This is a genomic window from Kosakonia sp. (assembly GCF_032052965.1).
Taxonomy (GTDB): Bacteria; Pseudomonadota; Gammaproteobacteria; order Enterobacterales; family Enterobacteriaceae; genus Kosakonia.
In genome coordinates this window covers 112,368-133,608 of record NZ_DAMBVN010000008.1, presented here as the reverse complement: position 1 = coordinate 133,608, position 21,241 = coordinate 112,368, and the positions used below count along the sequence as shown (strand labels likewise).

Below are 21,241 nucleotides of genomic sequence, written 5' to 3'. Positions count from 1 at the left end.
GGGCTGCTCAGACTTGCCACGTCCACGCGCCAGAAGGATTTAATGTACCGAAACGCAGAGAGTCATGGAGTAAGCAATGCCGTGTGAAGAACTGGATCTGGTCTGGAACAATATCAAAGCCGAAGCCCGTGCGCTGGCGGATTGCGAGCCCATGCTGGCCAGTTTTTACCATGCCACGCTGCTCAAACATGAAAATCTGGGCAGCGCACTGAGTTATATGCTGGCGAACAAGCTGGCGTCGCCGATCATGCCGGCTATTGCCATTCGTGAAGTGGTGGAAGAGGCCTACGCAGCCGATCCGGAAATGATTGCCTCTGCGGCCTGTGATATTCAGGCTGTGCGCACGCGTGACCCGGCAGTGGATAAATACTCCACGCCGCTGCTCTACCTGAAAGGTTTTCATGCGCTGCAGGCTTATCGCATTGGTCACTGGCTATGGCTACAAGGGCGTCGTGCGCTGGCGATTTTCCTGCAAAACCAGGTGTCGGTGAGCTTCCAGGTGGACATTCACCCGGCGGCGAAAATTGGTCGCGGCATTATGCTCGATCACGCAACCGGCATTGTGGTAGGGGAAACGGCGGTCATTGAAGACGATGTGTCGATTCTGCAATCGGTAACGCTGGGCGGGACCGGAAAAACATCGGGCGATCGCCATCCAAAAATCCGCGAAGGCGTGATGATTGGCGCAGGCGCGAAGATCCTGGGCAATATTGAAGTAGGGCGCGGCGCGAAAATAGGCGCGGGCTCCGTGGTATTGCAACCCGTTCCGCCGCACACTACCGCTGCAGGCGTGCCGGCACGCATTGTGGGTAAACCCGAAAGCGACAAACCCTCAATGGATATGGATCAGCACTTTAACGGCATTAACCACGGGTTTGAATACGGCGACGGGATCTGATTTTCTGACGGTGTTACTCGCCAGAGTGAACCGGGTCAGTGCTTTTTGCCTTCACGCACGTTGAGTACGCTGCGTTTTTTCGCGCTGTCTCTTTCAACTTGCCTGCGCCAGAAAAAATCTCTGCGCAGGCAACGCATCAACTGCGCAGTACTGCGCCAGGGTAACCTAACTGGCGCCAGGCCTCATAGACCACCACCGATACGGCGTTAGACAGGTTCATGCTGCGGCTGTCCGGCATCATCGGAATACGGATTTTTTGCTCAGGCGGCAGCGCATCGAGAATGGTCGCTGGCAATCCACGTGTTTCCGGGCCGAACATTAAATAATCCCCGTCTTCGTAACTCACCGCACTGTGTGCTGGCGTCCCTTTGGTGGTCAGCGCAAACAGACGCTGCGGCTGTTCGGCAGCAACGAAAGCGGCATAATCGTGGTGGCGCTTTACGGCGGCAAATTCATGGTAATCCAGCCCGGCGCGGCGCAGACGTTTATCGTCCCAGGTAAACCCCATCGGTTCGATAATATGCAGGCTAAAGCCGGTATTCGCACACAGGCGGATGATATTCCCGGTGTTGGGCGGGATTTCTGGTTCGAATAAAACGATATTTAACATTGTGCAGCCCCTGGTAAAAACGCGGGGCAGAGGATAGCACTCTCCCCGGAACGGGGAGAGGGTTTTTTACTCAGGCTGCATCGCCGTGTGCCAGCGGCGCCAGTGCAGCAGGCAACTGGCTTAGCTCCTGTACCAGCGATGCCTTGCTGATTTCGCTAATCGAACGCGCGCCAGTCAGCGTCATTGCGACTTTCATTTCTTTTTCGATCAAATCCAGCAGGTTGGCCACGCCTTTACGTCCATGGGTTGCCAGCGCGTAAAGATACGCGCGGCCCAGCAGAACGGAGTCTGCGCCGAGCGCAATCATGCGCACCACATCAAGTCCATTACGGATACCGCTGTCGGCAAGAATGGCGATATCGCCTTTTACGGCATCGGCAATCGCCGGCAGCGCACGGGCAGATGAGAGCACGCCATCCAGCTGGCGGCCGCCGTGGTTAGACACCACAATGCCGTCTGCACCAAAGCGCACTGCATCGCGGGCATCTTCTGCGTCCAGGATCCCTTTGATCACCATCGGACCGTCCCAGAATTCCCGGATCCACTCCAGGTCCTTCCAGGAGATTGACGGATCGAAGTTTTTCGCCAGCCAGCCAATGTAGTCTTCCAGCCCTGTCGGCTTGCCAAGGTAAGTCGAGATGTTGCCCAGATCGTGCGGCCGCCCGTTCATTCCTACGTCCCATGCCCATTGCGGGTGCGTAACTGCCTGCCAGTAGCGACGCAGGGCCGCATTCGGGCCGCTCATCCCGGAGTGGGCGTCGCGGTAGCGCGCGCCCGGTGTAGGCATATCAACGGTAAACACCAGCGTAGAGCATCCCGCCGCTTTGGCTCGCTCCAGCGCATTACGCATGAAGCCGCGGTCACGCAGCACATACAACTGGAACCACATGGGACGTTTCAGGGTCGGCGCGACTTCTTCAATCGGGCAGACGGAGACGGTCGACAACGTAAAAGGAATGCCTTTCGCATCGGCGGCTCCCGCAGCCTGGACTTCGCCACGGCGGGCATACATGCCGCACAGCCCGACCGGTGCCAGCGCAACCGGCATAGAGAGCTTTTCGTTAAACAGCGTGGTTTCGAGGCTGAGGTCGGACATATTTTTCAGCACCCGCTGGCGCAGCGCTACCTGGGAAAGATCCTCAACATTGCGGCGCAGGGTGTATTCGGCATACGCGCCGCCGTCAATATAGTGGAAAAGGAATGGCGGCAGAATACGTTTGGCGGCTGCCCGGTAGTCACTGGCTGCGGAAATAATCATGCTTTTTTCTCCCTGGAGTGAATGAGCTGCTCGTCAGGCAGGCGGGTGATCCGTGCCTGGCGAGCCTGATCTTCATCGAACTGGCGAATGGTGGTATGCACAAAGCCGAGATGCGCCATCATGGCCTGACGTGCGCCATCGGCATCGCCGGCAACAATCGCCTGCATCACCGCCTGGTGCTGTTCAGTAAGTTGTGAAAAAACGGGGGGAACGAGGTACATACGCTGGCGGCTCTGTTTGACCGACGATTGCAGCAGATCGAAGAATCCACGCATGGTTTGCAGCAACACGACATTATGCGAAGCCTCTGCGATGGCAAGGTGAAAGCGCACATCCGCCTGCGAGGCCAGATCCGGGTCGTCGGATTGCGTGGCCTCAAAGCACAGCACGATTTTCTCTTTATCGGCCTCGGTGGCGCGCATGGCCGCATGCCAGGCGGTGCTGGCCTCAATGGCGTGGCGCGCTTCCAGAATATCAAAACTGTAATCCGGGTCGTCATTCAGCAACGTTTTGAGCGGCTGCACGATGTTTTGTTCAGACCATTCATCGTGTTGCCAGCGAACAAAGGTGCCGCCGCCGCGACGGCTCAGTAAGACGCCTTCGCTTACCAGCCGTGACAGGGCTTCACGCAATGAGTTACGCGACACGCCAAGTTGCACGGCCAGTTGGCGTTCGGCGGGCAATTTCATGCCCGCTTCCAGGCGTTGTTCGGCAATCAGCGCCCGCACGCGATCAGCAACATCATCGGCGAGGCGTCTGGGTAAAACTTTCATGGGATCATCCAGGTCAATACATAGGCCTGAAGTGTGGTAATCAGGCCCACCATGCAGGTGAAAATCAGGCTGTGCTTAACAGTGAAGCGGAACAAATCCGACTCTTTCCCTACCAGGCCAACGGCTGCACAGGCGATAGCAATCGACTGAGGCGAGATCATTTTGCCGGTCACGCCACCGGTCGTATTGGCCGCCACCATCAAAATATCTGACACACCAATTTGTTGGGCTGCGGTGGCTTGTAAGGCGGCGAAGAGCGCATTCGACGAGGTATCCGAACCGGTAAGAAAGACACCCAGCCAGCCAAGGAACGGCGAAAAGAAGGTGAACGCGCTGCCAGTATGGGCAAGTGCCAGCGCCAGTGTTGATGACAGTCCGGAGTAGTTAGAAATAAAGGCGAAAGCCAGCACCATGCCGATGGAGTAAATCGGCAAGGCCAGATCACGCAGCGTACTCTTAAACGTGCTGATAGCGTCTCTGGGTTTCATGCGCAGCCAGACAATCGACAGAATGGCGGCAAACAAAATGGCTGTCCCGGTGGCAGAGAACCAGTCAAATTTGTACACCGCCGCGTAAGGCGTTGCCGCACTGACAACCGGCGGCATGCGGGCTACCAGTTTATCGAGGTACGGTACGGAAACAGTAAACACCCAGTCATACAGTGCACCACCCGGGGCAAACAGCGCCTTGAATGGCGGAACGCTCCACAGCGTGACGGTGGCGGTTAAAAACAGGAACGGGGACCAGGCGCGCAGCACCTGACCGGCGCTGTATTGGGTTTGTTTTAAATCCAGGTCGACCTGGGCGGCTCCCATATCGCCAAAGCGGAAAATACGTACGGGTTTCCAGCGTTTAAGGAACAGAGTCAGGCACACCAGAGACACCAGCGATGAGATGATGTCCGGCAGTTCCGGGCCAATAAAGTTTGAACTCAGATATTGTGCAATCGCAAACGAACCACCGGCCACGATCACCGCAGGCCAGGTCTCTTTCACGCCGCGCCAGCCATCCATAATCGCCATGATCCAGAACAGCACAATAATGGTCAGGAATGGCAACTGGCGGCCCACCATCTGGCCGATTTCAAAGCTGTCCAGACCGGTTACCTGCCCGGCAACCAGAATCGGGATGCCCATAGCGCCGAAGGCCACTGGCGCGGTGTTAACAATTAAGCACAGGCCTGCGGCATAGAGCGGATTAAACCCTAACCCCACCAGCAGTGCCGCGGTAATGGCGACCGGTGCGCCGAACCCGGCAGCCCCTTCCAGAAACGCGCCGAAAGAGAAACCAACAATCAACATTTGCAACCGCTGGTCGGGTGTAATGGACAGGATGGACGAGCGAATAATGTCAAACTGCCCGGTTTTGACCGAGATCTTATACACAAAGACGGCGGCGATAATGATCCAGGCAATCGGCCACAGGCCGTAGAAGAAGCCATACACCACCGAGGCCAGCGCATTTTTTAGCGGCATATCATAAAACAGCAGTGCCACGGCCAGCGCAATGGCGACCGTCCAACTGGCGGCAAGATAGCCTTTCAGCTTGAGCTTTATCAGCGCAAAAAAGAAAAACAGGATCGGCAGCGATGCGATCAGACTGGATAGCCAGATATTGCCGGCCGGGTCGTAATTCTGTTGCCAGAGATTCATGCAGGTCTCCTGAGAACCACAGCAAAACAGGCGGGCGGTAAGTCTGTGCTTATCTCTGCGTCACATGTTTTGTAAAAGTGGTCCTGCCAATGGTGTTGTGTAGGGTTTGTGATAACGAATGGTTATCCAAATGTTACCCACAGGCAATTGTTCTGTGACCAGATTTTGTCGAATTGTGAACCAGAGAGAAATTTCAGGGAGGATTGGTAGGACCAATTGGGGCAGCCCGTGCCCCTCACGTAGAGAGGCTGGGCTGTTAAGCGCGGATCAGAACTCGCTTTTTGCAAAACCGGTCATGGCATCAAGACCCATCTCACGACCCAGCGCGGTCATCGGGTGCACGACAACCAGACCGCGCACGCTTTTTTTCAGTTTGCCGAGATCGGCCTGCTCTTTCTTGGTGATGGCGCGGCTGAACGGCATTTGCATCAGTTTCTGCGCTTCTTTACTCAGTTTCTGAATGTACTGCGCGCGCAGACGGGCGATCTCGTCTTCCAGCGTGATTTTCTCTTTTTCCAGCTCGGCGTATTTATCTGCAGCTTCGACTAAAGAGAGCGCTGCCTGCTGGTGGCGAATCGCGTCAAGGCGGTCGCTCAGGCGCTTAATTTCGTTCTTTTCGACTTCTTTCATGGGGCTCAGTTTTGTTGGGGAAATAAAAGATAAGGATACAGCATTTATAACGGAGTTTACTTCTGGAATGCCTTTTTTAAACTGATTCGGGAGATCAGCTCGGTGAGCGACAGCACCATAGTGGATCGCACCACTTGTTGGTAGCGCTGTTTTTGCATGGCAAACAGGTTCGGATCGCTTTTATCAAACAGCGGTGTTGGCGGCAGGGCGGCAACACAGTGCAGCTCGCCGAATGGCCCAAGGATCTCATCATCGGTGAAGGCGTATTCTGTGCCGTCGTGGTTCAGCTCTTCGCGCAGCGCCATCAGCAGCTCTGCGTCTTCATATTCCGGGCGAGAAATCACCCCAAGACCGTAAATCAGCTTCAAACGCACGGACAAATTGCCCAGCGGTCCATCTCCGTCAAGCAGCGGCTCTACAGCATATTTCACCGCATAGTCGTCTTTGCGGAATACCTGCAGCACCAGAATATTGACCGCTTCATTGAGTAGCTCAACGGCAGCGATTAAAAAGCTTCGTACTGTTTTGCCCGCATTCAGACGCTCGAGTACACGGTTTTCGAAAGCCTGCGTTTGTTCCATTATTGCCTGCATATCTGACAATTTCGTTAACAGGCGCGGGATCTCCCGCGCCAGAGTCGGCATCATGCCTGTGCGTTATAGGCGTTGACGGCTTCGTTAACGACCGGGCTGTTGACCTCCAGGCCGGAAACCTGAGCCAGTGCAGCCTGCGGGCCTTTCTCAGCGATAAGCGCGGCCAGCTCCTGCGCCTGCGGATCCTGCTCGCTGCGGTAATGCATGGCAGCGGCGATACCTTTTACCAGGTTGGCATGCGGCAGGTTGTATTCCAGCGTGCCGAGCAACGGTTTAATCAGTCGGTCGCCAGCGCTCAGTTTACGCAGCGGCTGACGGCCTACGCGCTCAACATCGTCTTTCAGATAGGGGTTTTCAAAACGGCCCAGGATTTTCTGAATATACGCAGCGTGCTTATCGGCATCGAAGCCATAACGCTTGATCAGCACCGCGCCGCTCTCTTCCATTGCGCCTTTGACGACCGCACGGATGTTGGCGTCCAGGATGGCGTCGCGAATGGTTTGAAGGCCGGTCTGTTTTCCAAGGTACGCGGTTATAGCATGCCCGGTATTCAGCGTGAAGAGCTTACGTTCAACAAATGCCATCAGGTTATCAGTTAATTCCATTCCTGGAATGTCTGGCAGCGTACCTTTGAACTGGGTTTTATCCACAATCCATTCGCTGAAGGTTTCAACGGTGACTTCCAGCGGATCGTGAGTTGCCGACTCAGACGGCGGAACGATACGGTCAACGGCAGAGTCGACGAAGCCAACATGTTCTTCAACCCAGGCTTTGTCTGCATCGTCCAGGGCAGCCATAACATGGCCTTTCAACTGTGTGGTGCCGCGCACCATGTTTTCACAGGCAATAATGTTCAGCGGCGCATTAAGCCCCTGAGCTTTGCGTTTGGCCAGGCCTTTTGCGATAGCCGGGGCAATGCGCTCCAGCACGACAGGCCCCACTGCGGTGGTCACCAGGTCAACAGTGGCAATCAAATCCACCACCTCGTCGCCAATACTGCTTACCGCATTAACCCCGGAAACGGTATCAACCTGCTCATTTTCACCCACCACATGTACCTGGTAGCTATGACGGGCATTAAGGGCGTCGAGAACCACCTGATTCACATCGGCGAATGTCAGTTCAATCCCCGCGTCGGCCAGTAATTTGCCGATAAAACCACGTCCGATATTACCTGCGCCAAAATGTAATGCTTTCATAGTATTAACCTTTATCAATGTTTTTACCCGAGAGGGCTGGGGTGAGGAACCGCGTCAATTTCTCCTCACCCGAGCCCTCTCCCCGGCAGGGGAGAGAGCATCGGCCCGGTCAGTTGACCGGGCTAAGGGATTACTTACCAAGCAGCGCCAGAACTTCTTCCGCGCTGGTGGTCTGAGCCAGACGTTGAATGACCGTCTCGTCATCCAGGGCGTTGGTGAGACTGGTGATCACCTGGATGTGCTCATTGTTACGTGCGGCGATGCCGATCACCAGACGGGCGATGTCATCTTCCTCTTCGCCGAAGCGAACACCCGCCGGATACTGGCAGAACACGACGCCCGTTTTCAGCACGCGATCTTTCGCTTCTACAGTGCCGTGCGGTACTGCAATAGACTCACCCAGATAGGTTGGGGTCAGTTTTTCACGCTCCAGCATGGCATCAACGTATTCGGGTTGCACATAGCCGCCTTTCACCAGTTGTTCACCGGCAAAACGGATCGCTTCTTCTTTGTTGCTCGCCGTGCGGCCAAGGAAGATATTCTCTGCACTCAGTTTAAACAGGTTGCTGTTAGAGGCATCAAAGCTATCTTGCAGGCTGCTGTTGACCTTTGCTTCATTGTCCGTGTGGCGCTGTGCAGCAACCAGACGTTCCGTCAGATTGGTGTACAGGCCGCTATCCAGGAAGTTGGTCAGCGAAATATGCTGCGCTTGTGGCGCCTGGCGCATTGCACGTTCGGTCAGATCGCGGTGCGTAATGACCAGGTCAACGTCGGACGGCAGGCTGTTGATTGCGCTGTTGGTCACCGAGATGTGGGTCAGACCGGCATCCTGGACTTTCTTACGCAGCACACCTGCACCCATGGCGCTGGAACCCATACCGGCATCACATGCAACGATGATTTTACGTACATGGCTCAGGTCGTTGGTCACGTCACCGGCCGCCAGCGGCGTAGCGCCTTTGGACTGGGCTTTCATGTCCTGCATACGACGGGTAGCCGTTTCGATATCTTCGTCTTCTTCTTTCACTTTGCTGGTTTTCAGCAGGATAGAAGAGATCACGAAGGAGACGATCAGGGCAGCGAAGATAGCCGTCAGGTTCGCGAAGTAAGCGCCTTTTGGCGTCATGGCCAGCACTGCCAGAATGGAACCCGGAGATGCCGGAGACACCAGACCACCGTTCAGTACGCTCAGCGTAAATACGCCCGTCATACCACCGAGGATCACGGCCAGCAGCAGACGCGGGTTCATCAGCACATACGGGAAGTAAATTTCGTGGATACCGCCCAGGAAGTGGATGATAGCCGCACCGCCAGCAGACTGTTTCGCGCTGCCGCGACCAAAGAACATATAGGCCAGCAGAACGCCCATACCCGGACCCGGGTTAGCTTCAATCAGGAAGAAGATAGACTTGCCGATATCATGAGACTGCTGAATACCCAGCGGTGAGAAGATACCGTGGTTTATGGCGTTATTGAGGAACAGGATTTTCGCTGGTTCAACAAAGACAGACGCCAGCGGCAGCATGTCATGCACCACCATGAAGTTAACGCCCGCTGCCAGTGCTTTCGACAGGACTTCAACTGCAGGGCCAATGCCGAGGAACGCCAGGATGGCGAGGATCATACCGATGATGCCAGCGGAGAAGTTATTCACCAGCATTTCGAAACCGGATTTGATCTTACCGTCTACGGCGGCGTCAAATTTCTTAATGCAGAAGCCGCCCAGCGGGCCAGCAATCATTGCGCCGAGGAACATCGGCATATCCGCACCGACGATAACACCCATTGTGGTGATCGCGCCGACGACACCGCCACGATCGCCGCCGACCAGACGGCCACCGGTAAAACCGATGAGCAGCGGCAGCAGGTAAGTAATCATTGGGCCAACGAGTTTCGCCAGCGTCTCGTTAGGTAACCACCCTGTAGGAATAAACAATGCGGTGATGATCCCCCACGCGATAAACGCGCCGATGTTTGGCATCACCATATTGCTGAGGAATCGACCAAAGCTTTGCACCTTGATCTTGATATCGGATGACATAAAACACCCCTTCTTATGTTTGCTATCGCACAGGCCGGAAGCCCGAGGTTTGTTGTTAATGTGGCGGCAGAGGTAGCCGGACCTGGGTTATCTGTGATGCGAAATCTCGCACCGAATGGGGAAACTGTCCAGATAGCGGCTATTTGTGTGACTTGGATCACATCAATAGAGGGGGTAGTCGGTCATTTGTCGTGATCACGATCACAAAAAACATGTGTAAAAAAAGAACAAAGCACAAAAAACAGACACTGCAAGGGGTTAAATGTGATGTGTTTCACATTTCTCATTCGACACTTTGTTATTTATTTGTGATCTAAATCACAAGATATTTTTGCCAGGACTTTTCTGAGTGTGATCGCTCGCAAACTGTGCATTTTTCGCGCTGGACAAACTGTAACTCCCTTACACCCCCTCCAGTGCGGTAAAAGATAGGCCGCGAAGTTTTCATCTGGATGAAACTCTGTATTCCCTGGTTCATACTGAGAGTTTAGTTGGCGAAAAAAGGACCCGGCAATGAAACTGATCGGCAGCTACACCAGCCCCTTTGTGCGTAAAATTTCTGTGATCCTGCTGGAAAAGGGCATCACCTTTGAATTTGTCAATGAACAGCCCTACCACGCCGTAAATGGCGTGGCGCAATTCAATCCGCTTGGCAAGGTCCCGGCGCTGGTAACCGATGAAGGCGATGTCTGGTATGACTCGCCGATCATCACGCAGTATCTCGATTTACTGGGACTTGACCCGGCGATGGTGCCATCGGATGCGATGGCCGCACTTAAGATTCGCCAGCTTGAAGCTCTTGCCGACGGGATTATGGATGCCGCACTGGTGTCGGTACGTGAACTGGCGCGCCCGGTTGAGCAGCAATCCGAAAGCGAGCTGCTGCGCCAGCGGGAGAAAGTCAGCCGTGGTCTGGATGCGCTGGAAAGCGCCCTGCAGACAGGGACACTCAGTGTGGATACGCTGAATCTGGCCACAATCGCCATTGGCTGCGCCATTGATTACATTAACTTCCGCCATGTTTCCCCCGGCTGGTGTGTTGATCGGCCGTTGCTGGTCAAACTGGTGGAAAACCTGTTTCTGCGCGAGAGTTTTGCCCGCACCGCCCCGCCAAAGGCTTGATAAGCATGGTGTCCGCCTGAGCAAAGTCGCTGTACAATCCCCACATGTCAAACCCTCTCCCCACGGGAGGGGGCAACCTACAGCCAGGCCTTTTCATGACAACTCTTTACAGCCAGATCCCTTCAACCGATCGTCTGTTACGTGACGAGGCGTTCGCCATTTTGTTAGCGACGTTTGGCCACCAGCAGGTGGCCGGCACATTGCGTGAAATGCAGGACGAAGCCCGTCAGCATATCCGTACCGCGCAGACACTGCCAGACTGGTGCCCGCATTGGGCGGAGGAAACCCGGCAGCGACTGGCGCGCAGCGACATCAGCGCATTACGCCCAGTGTTTAACCTCAGTGGCACCGTGCTGCACACCAATTTAGGCCGCGCCGTGCAGTCGCAAGCCGCCATTGATGCCGTGACCCGGGTGATGAGCTCGCCGGTAACGCTGGAGTATGATCTTGACGGTGCCGGACGAGGGCATCGCGATCGCGCCCTGGCAACGCTGCTTTGCCAGCTGACCGGGGCGGAAGATGCCTGCATCGTTAATAACAATGCCGCCGCCGTGCTGTTAATGCTGGCCGCCACAGCGGCAGGCCGTGAGGTAGTGGTTTCTCGTGGCGAACTGGTAGAGATTGGGGGGGCGTTTCGCATTCCGGATGTGATGCGCCAGGCAGGCTGCGTACTGCATGAAGTCGGCACGACCAACCGCACCCATGCCAAAGACTATCAGCAAGCCATCAATGACAATACCGCGCTGCTGATGAAGGTGCACACCAGCAATTATCATATTGAAGGCTTTACTAAAGCGGTCGATGAGAGCGAGTTGGTGGCGCTTGCTGAGGCCGCAGGGCTACCGGTGATTGTCGACCTTGGCAGTGGTTCGCTGGTGGCGTTAAGCCAGTATGGGCTGCCGCAGGAACCGATGCCGCAATCCCTGATTGCTGCGGGCGTTAGCCTGGTCAGCTTCTCGGGCGACAAGTTGCTGGGAGGCCCGCAGGCGGGAATTATCGTCGGTAAAAAAACACTGATTGACCAATTGCAGCAGCACCCGCTGAAGCGTGCGCTGCGTGCAGATAAAATGACACTGGCCGCGCTGGAGGCCACGTTACGCCTCTATTTGCACCCGGAAAAACTCCCACAGTCGCTGCCCACGCTGCGTTATCTTACGCGACCGGAGCAGGAGATCCGTGAGCAGGCGCAGCGCCTGCGTCACGCGCTGATGTCACATTACCCTGAATTTGACTTGCGTGTTGAGCCTTGCCTGTCGCAAATCGGCAGTGGATCGCTGCCGGTAGACCGCCTGCCCGGTGCAGCGCTGACGTTCACCCCGCGCGATGGAAGCGGTCGTCGGCTGGAAGCGCTGGCCGTGCAGTGGCGCGCGCTGCCGCAGCCGGTGATTGGCCGTATTTATGAGGGCCGGTTGTGGCTGGATTGCCGCTGTCTTGAAAATGAATCCCGCTTGTTGGAGATGCTGCAGAAATGATTATTGCCACTGCCGGGCATGTTGACCACGGCAAAACCACGTTGATTGAAGCCATTACCGGTGTGAATGCAGACCGCCTGCCGGAAGAGAAAAAACGCGGTATGACCATCGATCTCGGTTACGCCTACTGGCCGCAGCCAGACGGGCGCGTACCGGGCTTTATTGATGTTCCGGGGCATGAGAAGTTTCTTTCCAATATGCTCGCGGGCGTGGGCGGCATTGATCATGCGCTGCTGGTGGTGGCCTGTGATGATGGCGTCATGGCGCAAACGTGCGAACACCTGGCGATTTTACAGCTCACCGGCAACCCGGCGCTGACCGTGGCGCTGACCAAGGCCGATCGCGTCGATGAGGCGCGTATTGCCCAGGTGCATGAAGACGTTCAGGCCACCGTGCAGCGTTTTGGTTATCAACACGCGACGGTGTTCGTGACGGCGGCAACCACCCTGCGCGGTATTGATGCGTTGCGTGAACACCTGCTGCAGCTTACAGAGCGTACGCACCCGGAGCACCAGCGCTTTCGTCTGGCACTGGATCGCGCTTTTACCGTAAAAGGCGCGGGGCTGGTGGTCACGGGCACTGCGCTCTCCGGCGAGGTGCGCGTTGGCGATACGCTGTGGCTGACGGGTGTGAATAAACCGATGCGCGTGCGAGGCCTGCATGCTCAAAATCAGCCTGTTGATCAGGCACATGCCGGGCAGCGCATCGCCCTGAATATCGCCGGTGATGCGCAAAAAGAGGATCTCACCCGTGGTGACTGGCTGCTGTCGCAGCAACCCGATGCGCCAACAGAACGCCTGATCGTCACGCTGCAAACACACGTTCCGCTGACGCAGTGGCAACCAGTGCATGTGCATCATGCCGCCAGCCACGTGACCGGGCGCGTCTCGCTGCTGGAAAATGACCTTGCAGAGCTGGTGCTGGATTCGCCGCTGTGGCTTGCGGATAACGACCGCCTGGTGCTGAGGGATATTTCCGCACGCAGCACACTGGCTGGCGCGCGCATAGTGGCGCTGAACTCACCGCGTCGCGGCAAACGTAAAACGGAGTACCTGCAATGGATCGCCGCGCTTGCGCAAACCACAAGCGATGCGCAGGCGCTGGCCGTGCATTTGTCGCGTGGGGCCGTTAATCTCCGCGCCTTTGGCTGGGCACGCCAGCTCAGCCCTGTCGGGCTGGAGCAACTTGCCGGGCAGCCGGGGTATATCCGTGCTGGCGATAATCTGCTGAATGCACCGGTTGCGGCACGCTGGCAACGCAAGTTGCTGGAGACGCTGGCGGTTTATCACCAGCAACATCGTGATGAACCGGGCCCCGGCCGTGAGCGCTTGCGACGCATGGCTCTGCCGATGGAAGATGAAGCGCTGGTTTTAACGCTGATTGAGCGGATGCGTGAAAATGGCGATATCCATAGCCACCATGGCTGGCTGCATCTGCCCGATCACAAAGCGGGCTTTACCGACGAGCAGGCGCAGCTCTGGCAAAAAGCGGGCATGTTATTTGGTGATGAGCCATGGTGGGTGCGCGATTTGGCGCGAGCGATCGGCGCCGATGAGCAGGTGACACGCAGCTTGCTGCAACAGGCGGCACAGCAGGGGCTGATTACTGCGATCGTCAAAGATCGCTATTACCGTAACGATCGGATTGTTACTTTCGCCGATATGATCCGCGATCTGGATCTGGCGCGCGGTTCAACCAGCGCGGCCGACTTCCGCGATACGCTCAATGTCGGGCGCAAACTGGCGATCCAGATCCTCGAATACTTTGACCGGATTGGTTTTACTCGCCGCCGCGGCAATGACCATATCCTGCGTGATAGGGCCTTGTTCAGCAAAGATCATGGCTAATCCTGGTTAACTGGCGTCTCCCGCGCCAGTCGCGTTAAAAGGGTTAAGGCAAAGCGCCAGATAGGTTTATGCAAATGACAAATCTGGCCTTTTTCCCGGTTGCGATCAAAGCACTGTCATCCTGTTTTCTGGCACCCTTGGCTTTTTTCGCCTGCCGGAGTGGAAAATGAACCATTTTATTGTCGCAGACTCTAGCCGATGCATCGGCTGCCGGACCTGCGAAGTGGCCTGCGTTGTTTCCCATGAAGACAACCAGGACTGCTCCGGGGTCACACCTTCCACGTTTACTGCCCGTATTCGTGTGGTGAAAACCGGGGCATTTTCTACCGCAGTCACCTGCCATCACTGTGAAGATGCGCCCTGTGCCAATGTCTGCCCGGTCGGTGCAATTCGTCGTTCGGAAGGGGCGATACATGTCGAACAATCTCGTTGTATCGGCTGTAAGAGCTGTATGATCGCCTGCCCATTCGGCGCAATGCAGGTCACCGGGGCACAGGCACTGAAATGCGATCTCTGCCAGCACCGTGAGACGGGCCCGGCCTGCGTTGAAGCTTGCCCGACGTCGGCGCTGAGTTGTATCAATCCGCTGCTTCTGCGAGAAGCGCGCTTGCGTAGTCTCTCTTTATAAGTCGCTGTTTTAGTTATAAGTATTGTGGCGGACCTTATCGCACCTGTAATGGCAGTGAAACAGTGCCCCTTGTGGGGGCACCGAAGGGTAACGCCAGATCTGTTTATCACTGTTCGCCGCCCAACCATTCGGGGGCTTGGTTTCGCTGGTGTTGGAGGTATGAGAGAGCAAATAACGGCAACGATGCTGTCGTTATTCCGTTGCCAGGGTATTGAGGGCGAGAAATGCGTTCGTCGCCATGATGATGCTCCACTGAATAAAACGGCAGGGATGTATTAATCAGTGTATGTCGCTTTTTAAGACCAGCCATATGGCCTGATGAATAATGGCAGGAAAAAGTGAAAAATGTGATTATTCTTAAAAATAACGCAAAGCAATATAAAATATATTTATTTCAATAACCTATCGTAGCACGCTAACGATTAAACCCTAATAGTATTAGGTTTCTGAAGGTTGCGTTAATCGGCACAGCCAGATGGAAATAACTTCCATAAATAAACTGAGCTATTCATCGTTTTCTGAAGAAATATAAGCGTGGAAAAATATATTGTGCGTGGCCAGATTAATACGCAGCGAAAACGCCCCCTGGCTGGAGGGCGTTAGATAAGGCGTGTGGTGTTAGTTTTCTTGCCAGGCCTTTTCGACTTCTTCAGCGAGAATTCTCACCCCTTGTTCAATAAGCGAGGGGTCAGGCACATAGTTCATGCGCATGCACTGGTGTGTGTGCGGCCAGGGTTTATCCAGGCCGGGGAAGAAATAATCGCCAGGTACCATTAATACCCCGCGTTTCTTGAGTCGTTGGTACAGCAATTCAGTGCTGATAGGTAAATCCTTAAACCACAACCACAGGAAGATAGCGCCCTCGGGTTTATGGATCAGGCAGCGTTCTTCCGGCAAATAACGGCGCAGCGTGGTAATGGTTTCCTGCACCCGTTGATAGTAAAAGGGCTTGATGACCTCCTGCGACAGCCGCAGCAGGTCTTTGCGCTTGATCATTTCACACATCATTGCCGGTCCAATACCGCCAGGCGCAAGGCTGATAATGCCGTTCATATTACGAATAGCGGAGATCACTTTTTCATTGGCAATAATGATGCCGCAGCGGCTGCCTGGCAGGCCCAGCTTCGACAGGCTCATACACAAAATAATATTCGGGTTCCACAGCGGGCGCGCTTCACTGAAGATAATCCCCGGAAAAGGCACGCCATACGCGTTATCGATCACCAGCGGAATGTTGTGTTGATTGGCCAGCACATCCAGCTTCATCAGTTCTTCATCGGTGATAACGTTGCCGGTGGGGTTGGTCGGGCGCGAGACGCAAATCATCCCCGTCTCTTCACCAATGTGCAGATGTTCAAAATCGACGTGATATTTGAACTGGCCGTCCGGCAGTAGCTCAATATTCGGGCGCGCGGAAACAAACAGATCCTCTTCCAGGCCGGAGTCCGCATAGCCGATATACTCTGGCGCCAGCGGGAACAATACCTTACGGGTGCTGCCATCGGCGCGGCGGCCTGCAAACAGATTGAACAAGTAGAAAAACGCACTCTGACTGCCGTTTGTCAGTGCAATATTCTGTGGCTCAATATCCCAACCCAGTTCTTCACGCAGCATACCTGCCAGCGCGGTCAGTAGCTCGGTTTTACCCTGTGGGCCGTCATAATTACACAGCGCATCAGTCGCTTTGCCGTTTTCTACCATCTCTGCCAGCAGGTTGTGGAAGTAATCAGTCATGGCGGGAATTTGCGCCGGGTTGCCACCGCCAAGCATGATGGCACCAGGGGTACGTAAACCGTCGTTGAGATCCTCCATCAGGCGTGTAATGCCTGCATGGCGGGTGAATTTGTCGCCGAAAAGTGAAAATGTCATCGCTACTGTTCTGCCGGGCTACTGTTCAAAGTGGCTAACCATAGCGCTCTGCGAAGCAGGGTGCAAATCACCGTTCGGCGCAAATAATCGCGTTTTATTCTTAAAATTTACACTTATATGGCGTTATATACTGATGTGAGCGAGCGGCTCACTGCGGATCACGCCCGGCCCAGACGACAATGACCTTGTCATCGCCCCACTGGCGTTTGAATCCATAACCCTGCGGTAATGTGAGCGTCGTCTGCTTACCCGCGCCAAGTGCAGGATGACGTGCGCGGAACTGGCCCAGCGTTTGCCAGTGACGCAGGTTCTGTGCTGCGCTGCCATTCAGATCCTGCCAGTTCATATCCGATCGCGTACCCTGAAGCGGATCCGATCCCGTGGGGCCAAAGGGACGGCCGGACTCATCGCCATAAAAGATTTGGACCGCACCAGGCGCAAGCAGCAGCAATTCCGCCGCCTGTTGACCCCCTTCACGGAACAGGCGAGTGTCGTGCGAAGAGAGATAACTCAGGGCGTTAAAGTTCTGCAACTTGTCAGCCATTTGCTGCCAGACGGCATCCATATTCGCCAGGCATGGCACAGCGCTGGCCGCCTGCTGCTGATAATCAAAATTGATCATCGCATCAAAACCGTGGCGGTAATATTCACTTTGCATGACGCCGTGGCCCCAGGATTCGCCGGTCATCCAGAAGGGGGAATCATCGATTTTTTTCTGGGGATTGGCCTGCTTCCACGCGGCCAGCGCCTGTGTCGCCTGATCTTTAAGCTGCTGCCAGGCCGCCAGTTCAACGTGTTTAGCGGTATCGACGCGAAAACCGTCAATGCCATACTCGCGTACCCACTGGCTCAGCCAGTGCGTGAGGTAATCCCGTGGCGTATAACCGCGCATCTCCTGTGCGCGAGTATCCGCTTTATGGCGGTAAAACAGCGGCAGCCCGGAGGCGGTAGTAGACTCGGTTTTCAAATCCGGCAGGAAGGCCAGCGACAGCGTCAGATCGTCAAAACCCGGATTGTCATAGTCGCCAATATCGGTACGGATCCATTTTTTGCCCCACCAGTTTTGCCAGGCGGTTTTATCGCTGAAGTTGATGTAATCATTAAAACTGTGCCAGCTCTGGCCAGCGGCGGGCCGCCAGTCGGTCCAGTGTTTGCCCAGCAGCTTCTCGCGCTCGTTTTCTTTCAGGTACAGCGCGCCAAACTGGTAAGTTTGCATATCCGCTAGCGTCGCGTAGCCAGTGTGATTCATTACCACGTCAAACAGCACACGAATGCCCCGTCGGTGGGCTTCATCCACCAGCGTATGTAGCTCGTCCTCCGTTCCCATATTGGCGTCGAGGCGCGTCCAGTCCATGGGGTAATAGCCGTGGTACGCATAATGCGGAAAGTCGCCCTTCGTACCGCCGCCAACCCAACCGTGGATTTGCTCCAGCGGCGAGCTAATCCACAGTGCGTTAACGCCCAGCTGTTGCAGGTAGTCCAGTTTGCTGGTTAACCCTTTTAGATCGCCGCCGTGAAAGGTGCCGATCTCCTGCATACCGTCTTTGTGTCGGCCATAACTGTTGTCATTGTACGGATCGCCATTCACATAACGGTCGGTGAGGACAAAATAGACAGTGGCGTTGTGCCACTGAAATGCCGCAGGCTTCGCGGTTTGTGCAGATTCAAGCAGCAATAACCCCTTGCTGTTCGCCGCAGGTTGCAGGGTGATATTGCCTCCGTGCACGGTTGCGGTCTGCTGACTGTAGAAGTCCCTCACCACGCTGCCTTCCGGAAACGTGTCGCCGACGGGCACCGTGAGCGGCGTATTATTGCGCACCGGGCACTGGCGTACCGTCGCCGCTGGCGTATCTACCGACTCGCTTTTCACACTCAGCATCAGAGTCGGTGTGCCCGAACGGGTATCAATCTGTAACTGGTAGTCACCATCGCGGAAAACCCGCCACTGTGCGGCGCTTCCTGTACAAGGGACCAGTGACAGCATCTGATTCAGTTTTACGCTCTCTGCGGGTTGCCAGCACTGCTCTCCCTCTTTAAAGACCAGCGGCACGCTGCCCTTTTTCAGCGTGGTTTCGCTCCGCCACAGGCCGGTTCCGTCGTTAGTGAGAGCGGGAAAGCCGCTGGCGGTCCAGTCGGCGAGCGCAAGCGTGGGCAAAAAGAGAAGGGCTAATGTGGCGTGTTTCATGGGGAGCCTCGGTGATGGCGATGTGCGCCAGTGTGCCATCCTCGTCACGTGGGCAACTCCTCCTGTGTGGGTTATCGCCAGGGAGGAGTCTTAGGGGTGAGCGATCGCGCGCACAAATGGGTCCCGGATCTGCGATAAACGCCACAATTACGGGATATTGTCCGTTTTTTATGCAGTTTACTCGTGACATGGTTTCAGAATTGGATTATTTCTGTACGTGCTCTTGCAGGCTATTTTTGTTATGATTTGAGATTCAGCTCTCAAAATTAGGCAAAAAAGAAGGTGTTGGAATGTTTATATCCGACCAGGAGACTTAATGATATCGATACCCATGCGACGACCTGGGGCGACGATACTCATGTTTTTCACCCTTATATTTTCGGGTGGGGTGCTGGCAAAGACGCACACAACAGAAACAGCGAGTCACAAAGCCCACGTCACTAAGGCAAGCGTAAAAAAACAGGCAAGCAGTAAACAAGAGTATTCTCGCAATAGTGTAAAAAGTAGTTCACTTCCTGATTTGCGAAAATACCCTTCCGGAACCCCAAGGAAAAAAGCGTTTCTCCGGACGGTAATGCCTTATATCACCAGTAAAAACTCAGCGATTACCGCCGAGCGTAACTGGTTGCTTAGCAAACAATACGACAGCCAGTGGTCGCCTGCCGAACGCACGCGTCTGAGGGAGTTGTCCAAACGTTATAAAGTAAGCTGGTCCGGGAATACGCGTCGTATTCCCTGGAATGCGCTGCTGGAGCGAGTGGACATCATCCCGGACAGCATGGTGGCGACGATGGCGGCAGCGGAAAGTGGTTGGGGAACCTCGAAGCTGGCGCGTTCTAATAATAACCTGTTTGGTATGAAGTGTGCCAAAGGGGCATGTAAGAATGGCGCAGGCAAAGTGAAAGGTTACTCTCACTTTGAGTCGGTACAGGAGTCAGTAGACGCCTATGTGACCAACCTGAACACGCATTCAGCGTATGCCTCTTTCCGTAAGTCGCGCGCGCAGTTGCGTAAGGCGGATCAGGAAGTGACGGCGACCAATATGATCCATAAGCTGCAGGGTTACTCAACCCGTGGCACGAGTTACAACAACTACCTGTTTGCCATGTATCAGGACAACCGGCAGTTAATTGCCTCTCATATGTAATGCATTAAACGCCTTCCATCCGGAAGGCGTTTTTCTATATGCATTAAAAGTGCGTTAAATAAGGATCTCGCTGTAGCGGTCGCGGTAATCTTTTGGGGTGCTGTCGTATTCCTTGCGGAATACCGAATAGAAATATTGCAGAGACGGGTAACCGCACATTTGTGAAATCTCATTGATCGACAGTGAGGTTGAGATCAACAAACTTCTGGCTTTTTCCAGCTTTTCAGCATGGATCATTGAGTGAATTGTCTCTCCGACTTCTTCCTTGAAGCGTTTTTCCAGATTAGATCGTGAGATCCCCACGGCATCCAGCACCTGATCGACCTTGATGCCTTTGCAGGCATGGTTACGGATATAGTGCATGGCCTGGATAACCGCCGGATCGTTCAGAGAACGGTAATCAGTGGAGCGCCGTGCCACAACACGCACGGGCGGCACCAGCAGCCGCTGAAGCGGCAGGGTTTCGTTATCCAGTAGCCGGTGCAGCAGCTTCGCCGCCTGGTAACCCATCTGCCGGGTTCCCTGCGCCACAGAGGAGAGCGCCACCCGCGACAGATAACGGGTCAGTTCTTCGTTATCAATGCCAATGACGCATAATTTTTCCGGCACTGGAATATGCAGATGGTCGCACACTTGCAGTACGTGACGTGCACGCGCATCAGTGACCGCAATAATGCCAGTCTGCGGCGGCAGCGTTTGCAGCCAGTCCGCCAGACGGTTTTGCGCATGTTGCCAGTTCTCTGGCGCGGTTGTCAGACCCTGGTAGACCACGCCACGGTATTTCTCCTGCGCCACCAGCTGGCAGAACGCATATTCACGCTCGGCCGCCCATCGCTTACCGCTGGAAGCGGGTAAGCCGTAAAACGCAAAGCGGTGAACGCCTTTCTCTTTCAAATGCAGAAAGGCACTCTCTACCAGCGCATAGTTGTCGGTGGCGATGTAATGAACGGGAGGGTAGTGTTCTGGCGTGTGGTAAGAGCCGCCAACGCCGACGATCGGCACGTCGACATCTACCAGCAGACGCTCGATATCCCGGTCGTCATAATCGGCAATCACCCCATCGCCAAGCCACTCTTTGATGTTTTCAATACGGGCGCGAAAATCTTCTTCTATAAAGATGTCCCACTCCGATTGTGACGCCTGCAAATATTCACCAACCCCCTCAACGACCTGACGGTCGTAGGCTTTATTGGCGTTGAATAACAACGTGATGCGATGGCGCTTCTCAAACATATCGATTCGCTTCCTGATGAGTCGTCTGTTCTGATTACCATATTCAGCCTGTGGCCGGATAAAAAAGCGCTGGCAGTGTGATCG

At 55.0% G+C, this 21,241-nt stretch carries 17 protein-coding genes; 6 read left to right on the top strand and 11 right to left on the bottom strand.

From position 1 onward, the window contains the following. The first annotated feature begins 76 nt into the window (after positions 1-76). Positions 77-898, top strand: a complete 822-nt coding sequence (gene cysE / locus RTX30_RS12265) for a serine O-acetyltransferase (RefSeq protein ID WP_312690119.1) — start codon at positions 77-79, stop codon at positions 896-898. A 136-nt stretch (positions 899-1,034) separates the two neighbouring features. Here the strand turns inward: cysE and trmL are convergent, their stop codons facing one another. The 8 genes from trmL to RTX30_RS12225 all read right to left on the bottom strand — a co-directional run bounded on the left by trmL (position 1,035) and on the right by RTX30_RS12225 (position 9,654). Beyond that, positions 1,035-1,508 carry a tRNA (uridine(34)/cytosine(34)/5-carboxymethylaminomethyluridine(34)-2'-O)-methyltransferase TrmL gene (trmL, locus tag RTX30_RS12260; RefSeq protein ID WP_312690118.1) on the bottom strand — a complete coding sequence of 158 codons (474 nt, stop codon included), beginning with the start codon at positions 1,506-1,508 and terminating at the stop codon, positions 1,035-1,037. Between the two features lie 70 nt (positions 1,509-1,578). Further along, complete coding sequence (gene lldD / locus RTX30_RS12255; protein WP_312690117.1) at positions 1,579-2,766, bottom strand: FMN-dependent L-lactate dehydrogenase LldD; 1,188 nt, start codon at positions 2,764-2,766, stop codon at positions 1,579-1,581. Further along, positions 2,763-3,539 (bottom strand): transcriptional regulator LldR, encoded by a 777-nt coding sequence (lldR, locus tag RTX30_RS12250; RefSeq protein ID WP_312690115.1) that lies wholly within the window; start codon positions 3,537-3,539, stop codon positions 2,763-2,765. Before lldR ends, lldD begins: the two co-directional genes overlap by 4 nt. Next, positions 3,536-5,191 carry an L-lactate permease gene (gene lldP, locus RTX30_RS12245; protein ID WP_312690113.1) on the bottom strand — a complete coding sequence of 552 codons (1,656 nt, stop codon included), beginning with the start codon at positions 5,189-5,191 and terminating at the stop codon, positions 3,536-3,538. Before lldP ends, lldR begins: the two co-directional genes overlap by 4 nt. A 267-nt stretch (positions 5,192-5,458) precedes the next feature. Beyond that, complete coding sequence (locus tag RTX30_RS12240; RefSeq protein WP_312690111.1) at positions 5,459-5,821, bottom strand: YibL family ribosome-associated protein; 363 nt, start codon at positions 5,819-5,821, stop codon at positions 5,459-5,461. Positions 5,822-5,877: 56 nt separating this feature from the next. Beyond that, the gene (gene mtlR, locus RTX30_RS12235; protein WP_312690209.1) at positions 5,878-6,465 is read right to left on the bottom strand and encodes a mannitol operon repressor MtlR; all 588 of its coding nucleotides are present in this window, start codon (positions 6,463-6,465) and stop codon (positions 5,878-5,880) included. Continuing rightward, positions 6,465-7,628 carry a mannitol-1-phosphate 5-dehydrogenase gene (gene mtlD / locus RTX30_RS12230; RefSeq protein ID WP_312690207.1) on the bottom strand — a complete coding sequence of 388 codons (1,164 nt, stop codon included), beginning with the start codon at positions 7,626-7,628 and terminating at the stop codon, positions 6,465-6,467. Before mtlD ends, mtlR begins: the two co-directional genes overlap by 1 nt. Before the next feature lie 115 nt (positions 7,629-7,743). After that, positions 7,744-9,654: a PTS mannitol transporter subunit IICBA gene (locus RTX30_RS12225; protein ID WP_312690109.1), complete on the bottom strand. Its 1,911-nt coding sequence runs from the start codon at positions 9,652-9,654 to the stop codon at positions 7,744-7,746. 513 nt (positions 9,655-10,167) lie between these two features. On the opposite strand from RTX30_RS12225, the gene RTX30_RS12220 reads away from it, so the two are divergent. The 4 genes from RTX30_RS12220 (at position 10,168) to RTX30_RS12205 (ending at position 14,723) form a co-directional block, all read left to right on the top strand. Next, positions 10,168-10,776: a glutathione S-transferase gene (locus RTX30_RS12220; RefSeq protein ID WP_312690107.1), complete on the top strand. Its 609-nt coding sequence runs from the start codon at positions 10,168-10,170 to the stop codon at positions 10,774-10,776. Between the two features lie 95 nt (positions 10,777-10,871). Further along, positions 10,872-12,248, top strand: a complete 1,377-nt coding sequence (gene selA, locus RTX30_RS12215) for an L-seryl-tRNA(Sec) selenium transferase (protein WP_312690105.1) — start codon at positions 10,872-10,874, stop codon at positions 12,246-12,248. After that, complete coding sequence (gene selB / locus RTX30_RS12210) at positions 12,245-14,095, top strand: selenocysteine-specific translation elongation factor (protein WP_312690103.1); 1,851 nt, start codon at positions 12,245-12,247, stop codon at positions 14,093-14,095. The genes selA and selB overlap by 4 nt, the downstream gene beginning before the upstream one ends. 166 nt (positions 14,096-14,261) lie before the next feature. Then, on the top strand, positions 14,262-14,723 hold the full coding sequence (locus RTX30_RS12205) for a 4Fe-4S dicluster domain-containing protein (RefSeq protein ID WP_312690101.1): 462 nt from the start codon (positions 14,262-14,264) through the stop codon (positions 14,721-14,723). A 618-nt stretch (positions 14,724-15,341) separates the two neighbouring features. On the opposite strand, the gene avtA is transcribed toward RTX30_RS12205, so the two are convergent. Both avtA and RTX30_RS12195 read right to left on the bottom strand, forming a co-directional pair. Continuing rightward, entirely contained in the window at positions 15,342-16,592 is a 1,251-nt protein-coding gene (avtA, locus tag RTX30_RS12200; protein ID WP_312690099.1) for a valine--pyruvate transaminase, read from the bottom strand. Between the two features lie 148 nt (positions 16,593-16,740). Beyond that, positions 16,741-18,777: an alpha-amylase gene (locus tag RTX30_RS12195; RefSeq protein WP_312690097.1), complete on the bottom strand. Its 2,037-nt coding sequence runs from the start codon at positions 18,775-18,777 to the stop codon at positions 16,741-16,743. Between the two features lie 316 nt (positions 18,778-19,093). On the opposite strand from RTX30_RS12195, the gene RTX30_RS12190 reads away from it, so the two are divergent. Then, a complete protein-coding gene (locus RTX30_RS12190; protein WP_312690095.1) occupies positions 19,094-19,924 on the top strand; it encodes a protein bax in 831 nt (276 codons plus the stop codon). 54 nt (positions 19,925-19,978) lie between these two features. Here RTX30_RS12190 and xylR read toward each other — a convergent pair whose 3' ends face one another. Continuing rightward, entirely contained in the window at positions 19,979-21,157 is a 1,179-nt protein-coding gene (xylR, locus tag RTX30_RS12185) for a D-xylose utilization transcriptional activator XylR (RefSeq protein WP_312690093.1), read from the bottom strand. Between the last annotated feature and the right edge of the window lie 84 nt (positions 21,158-21,241).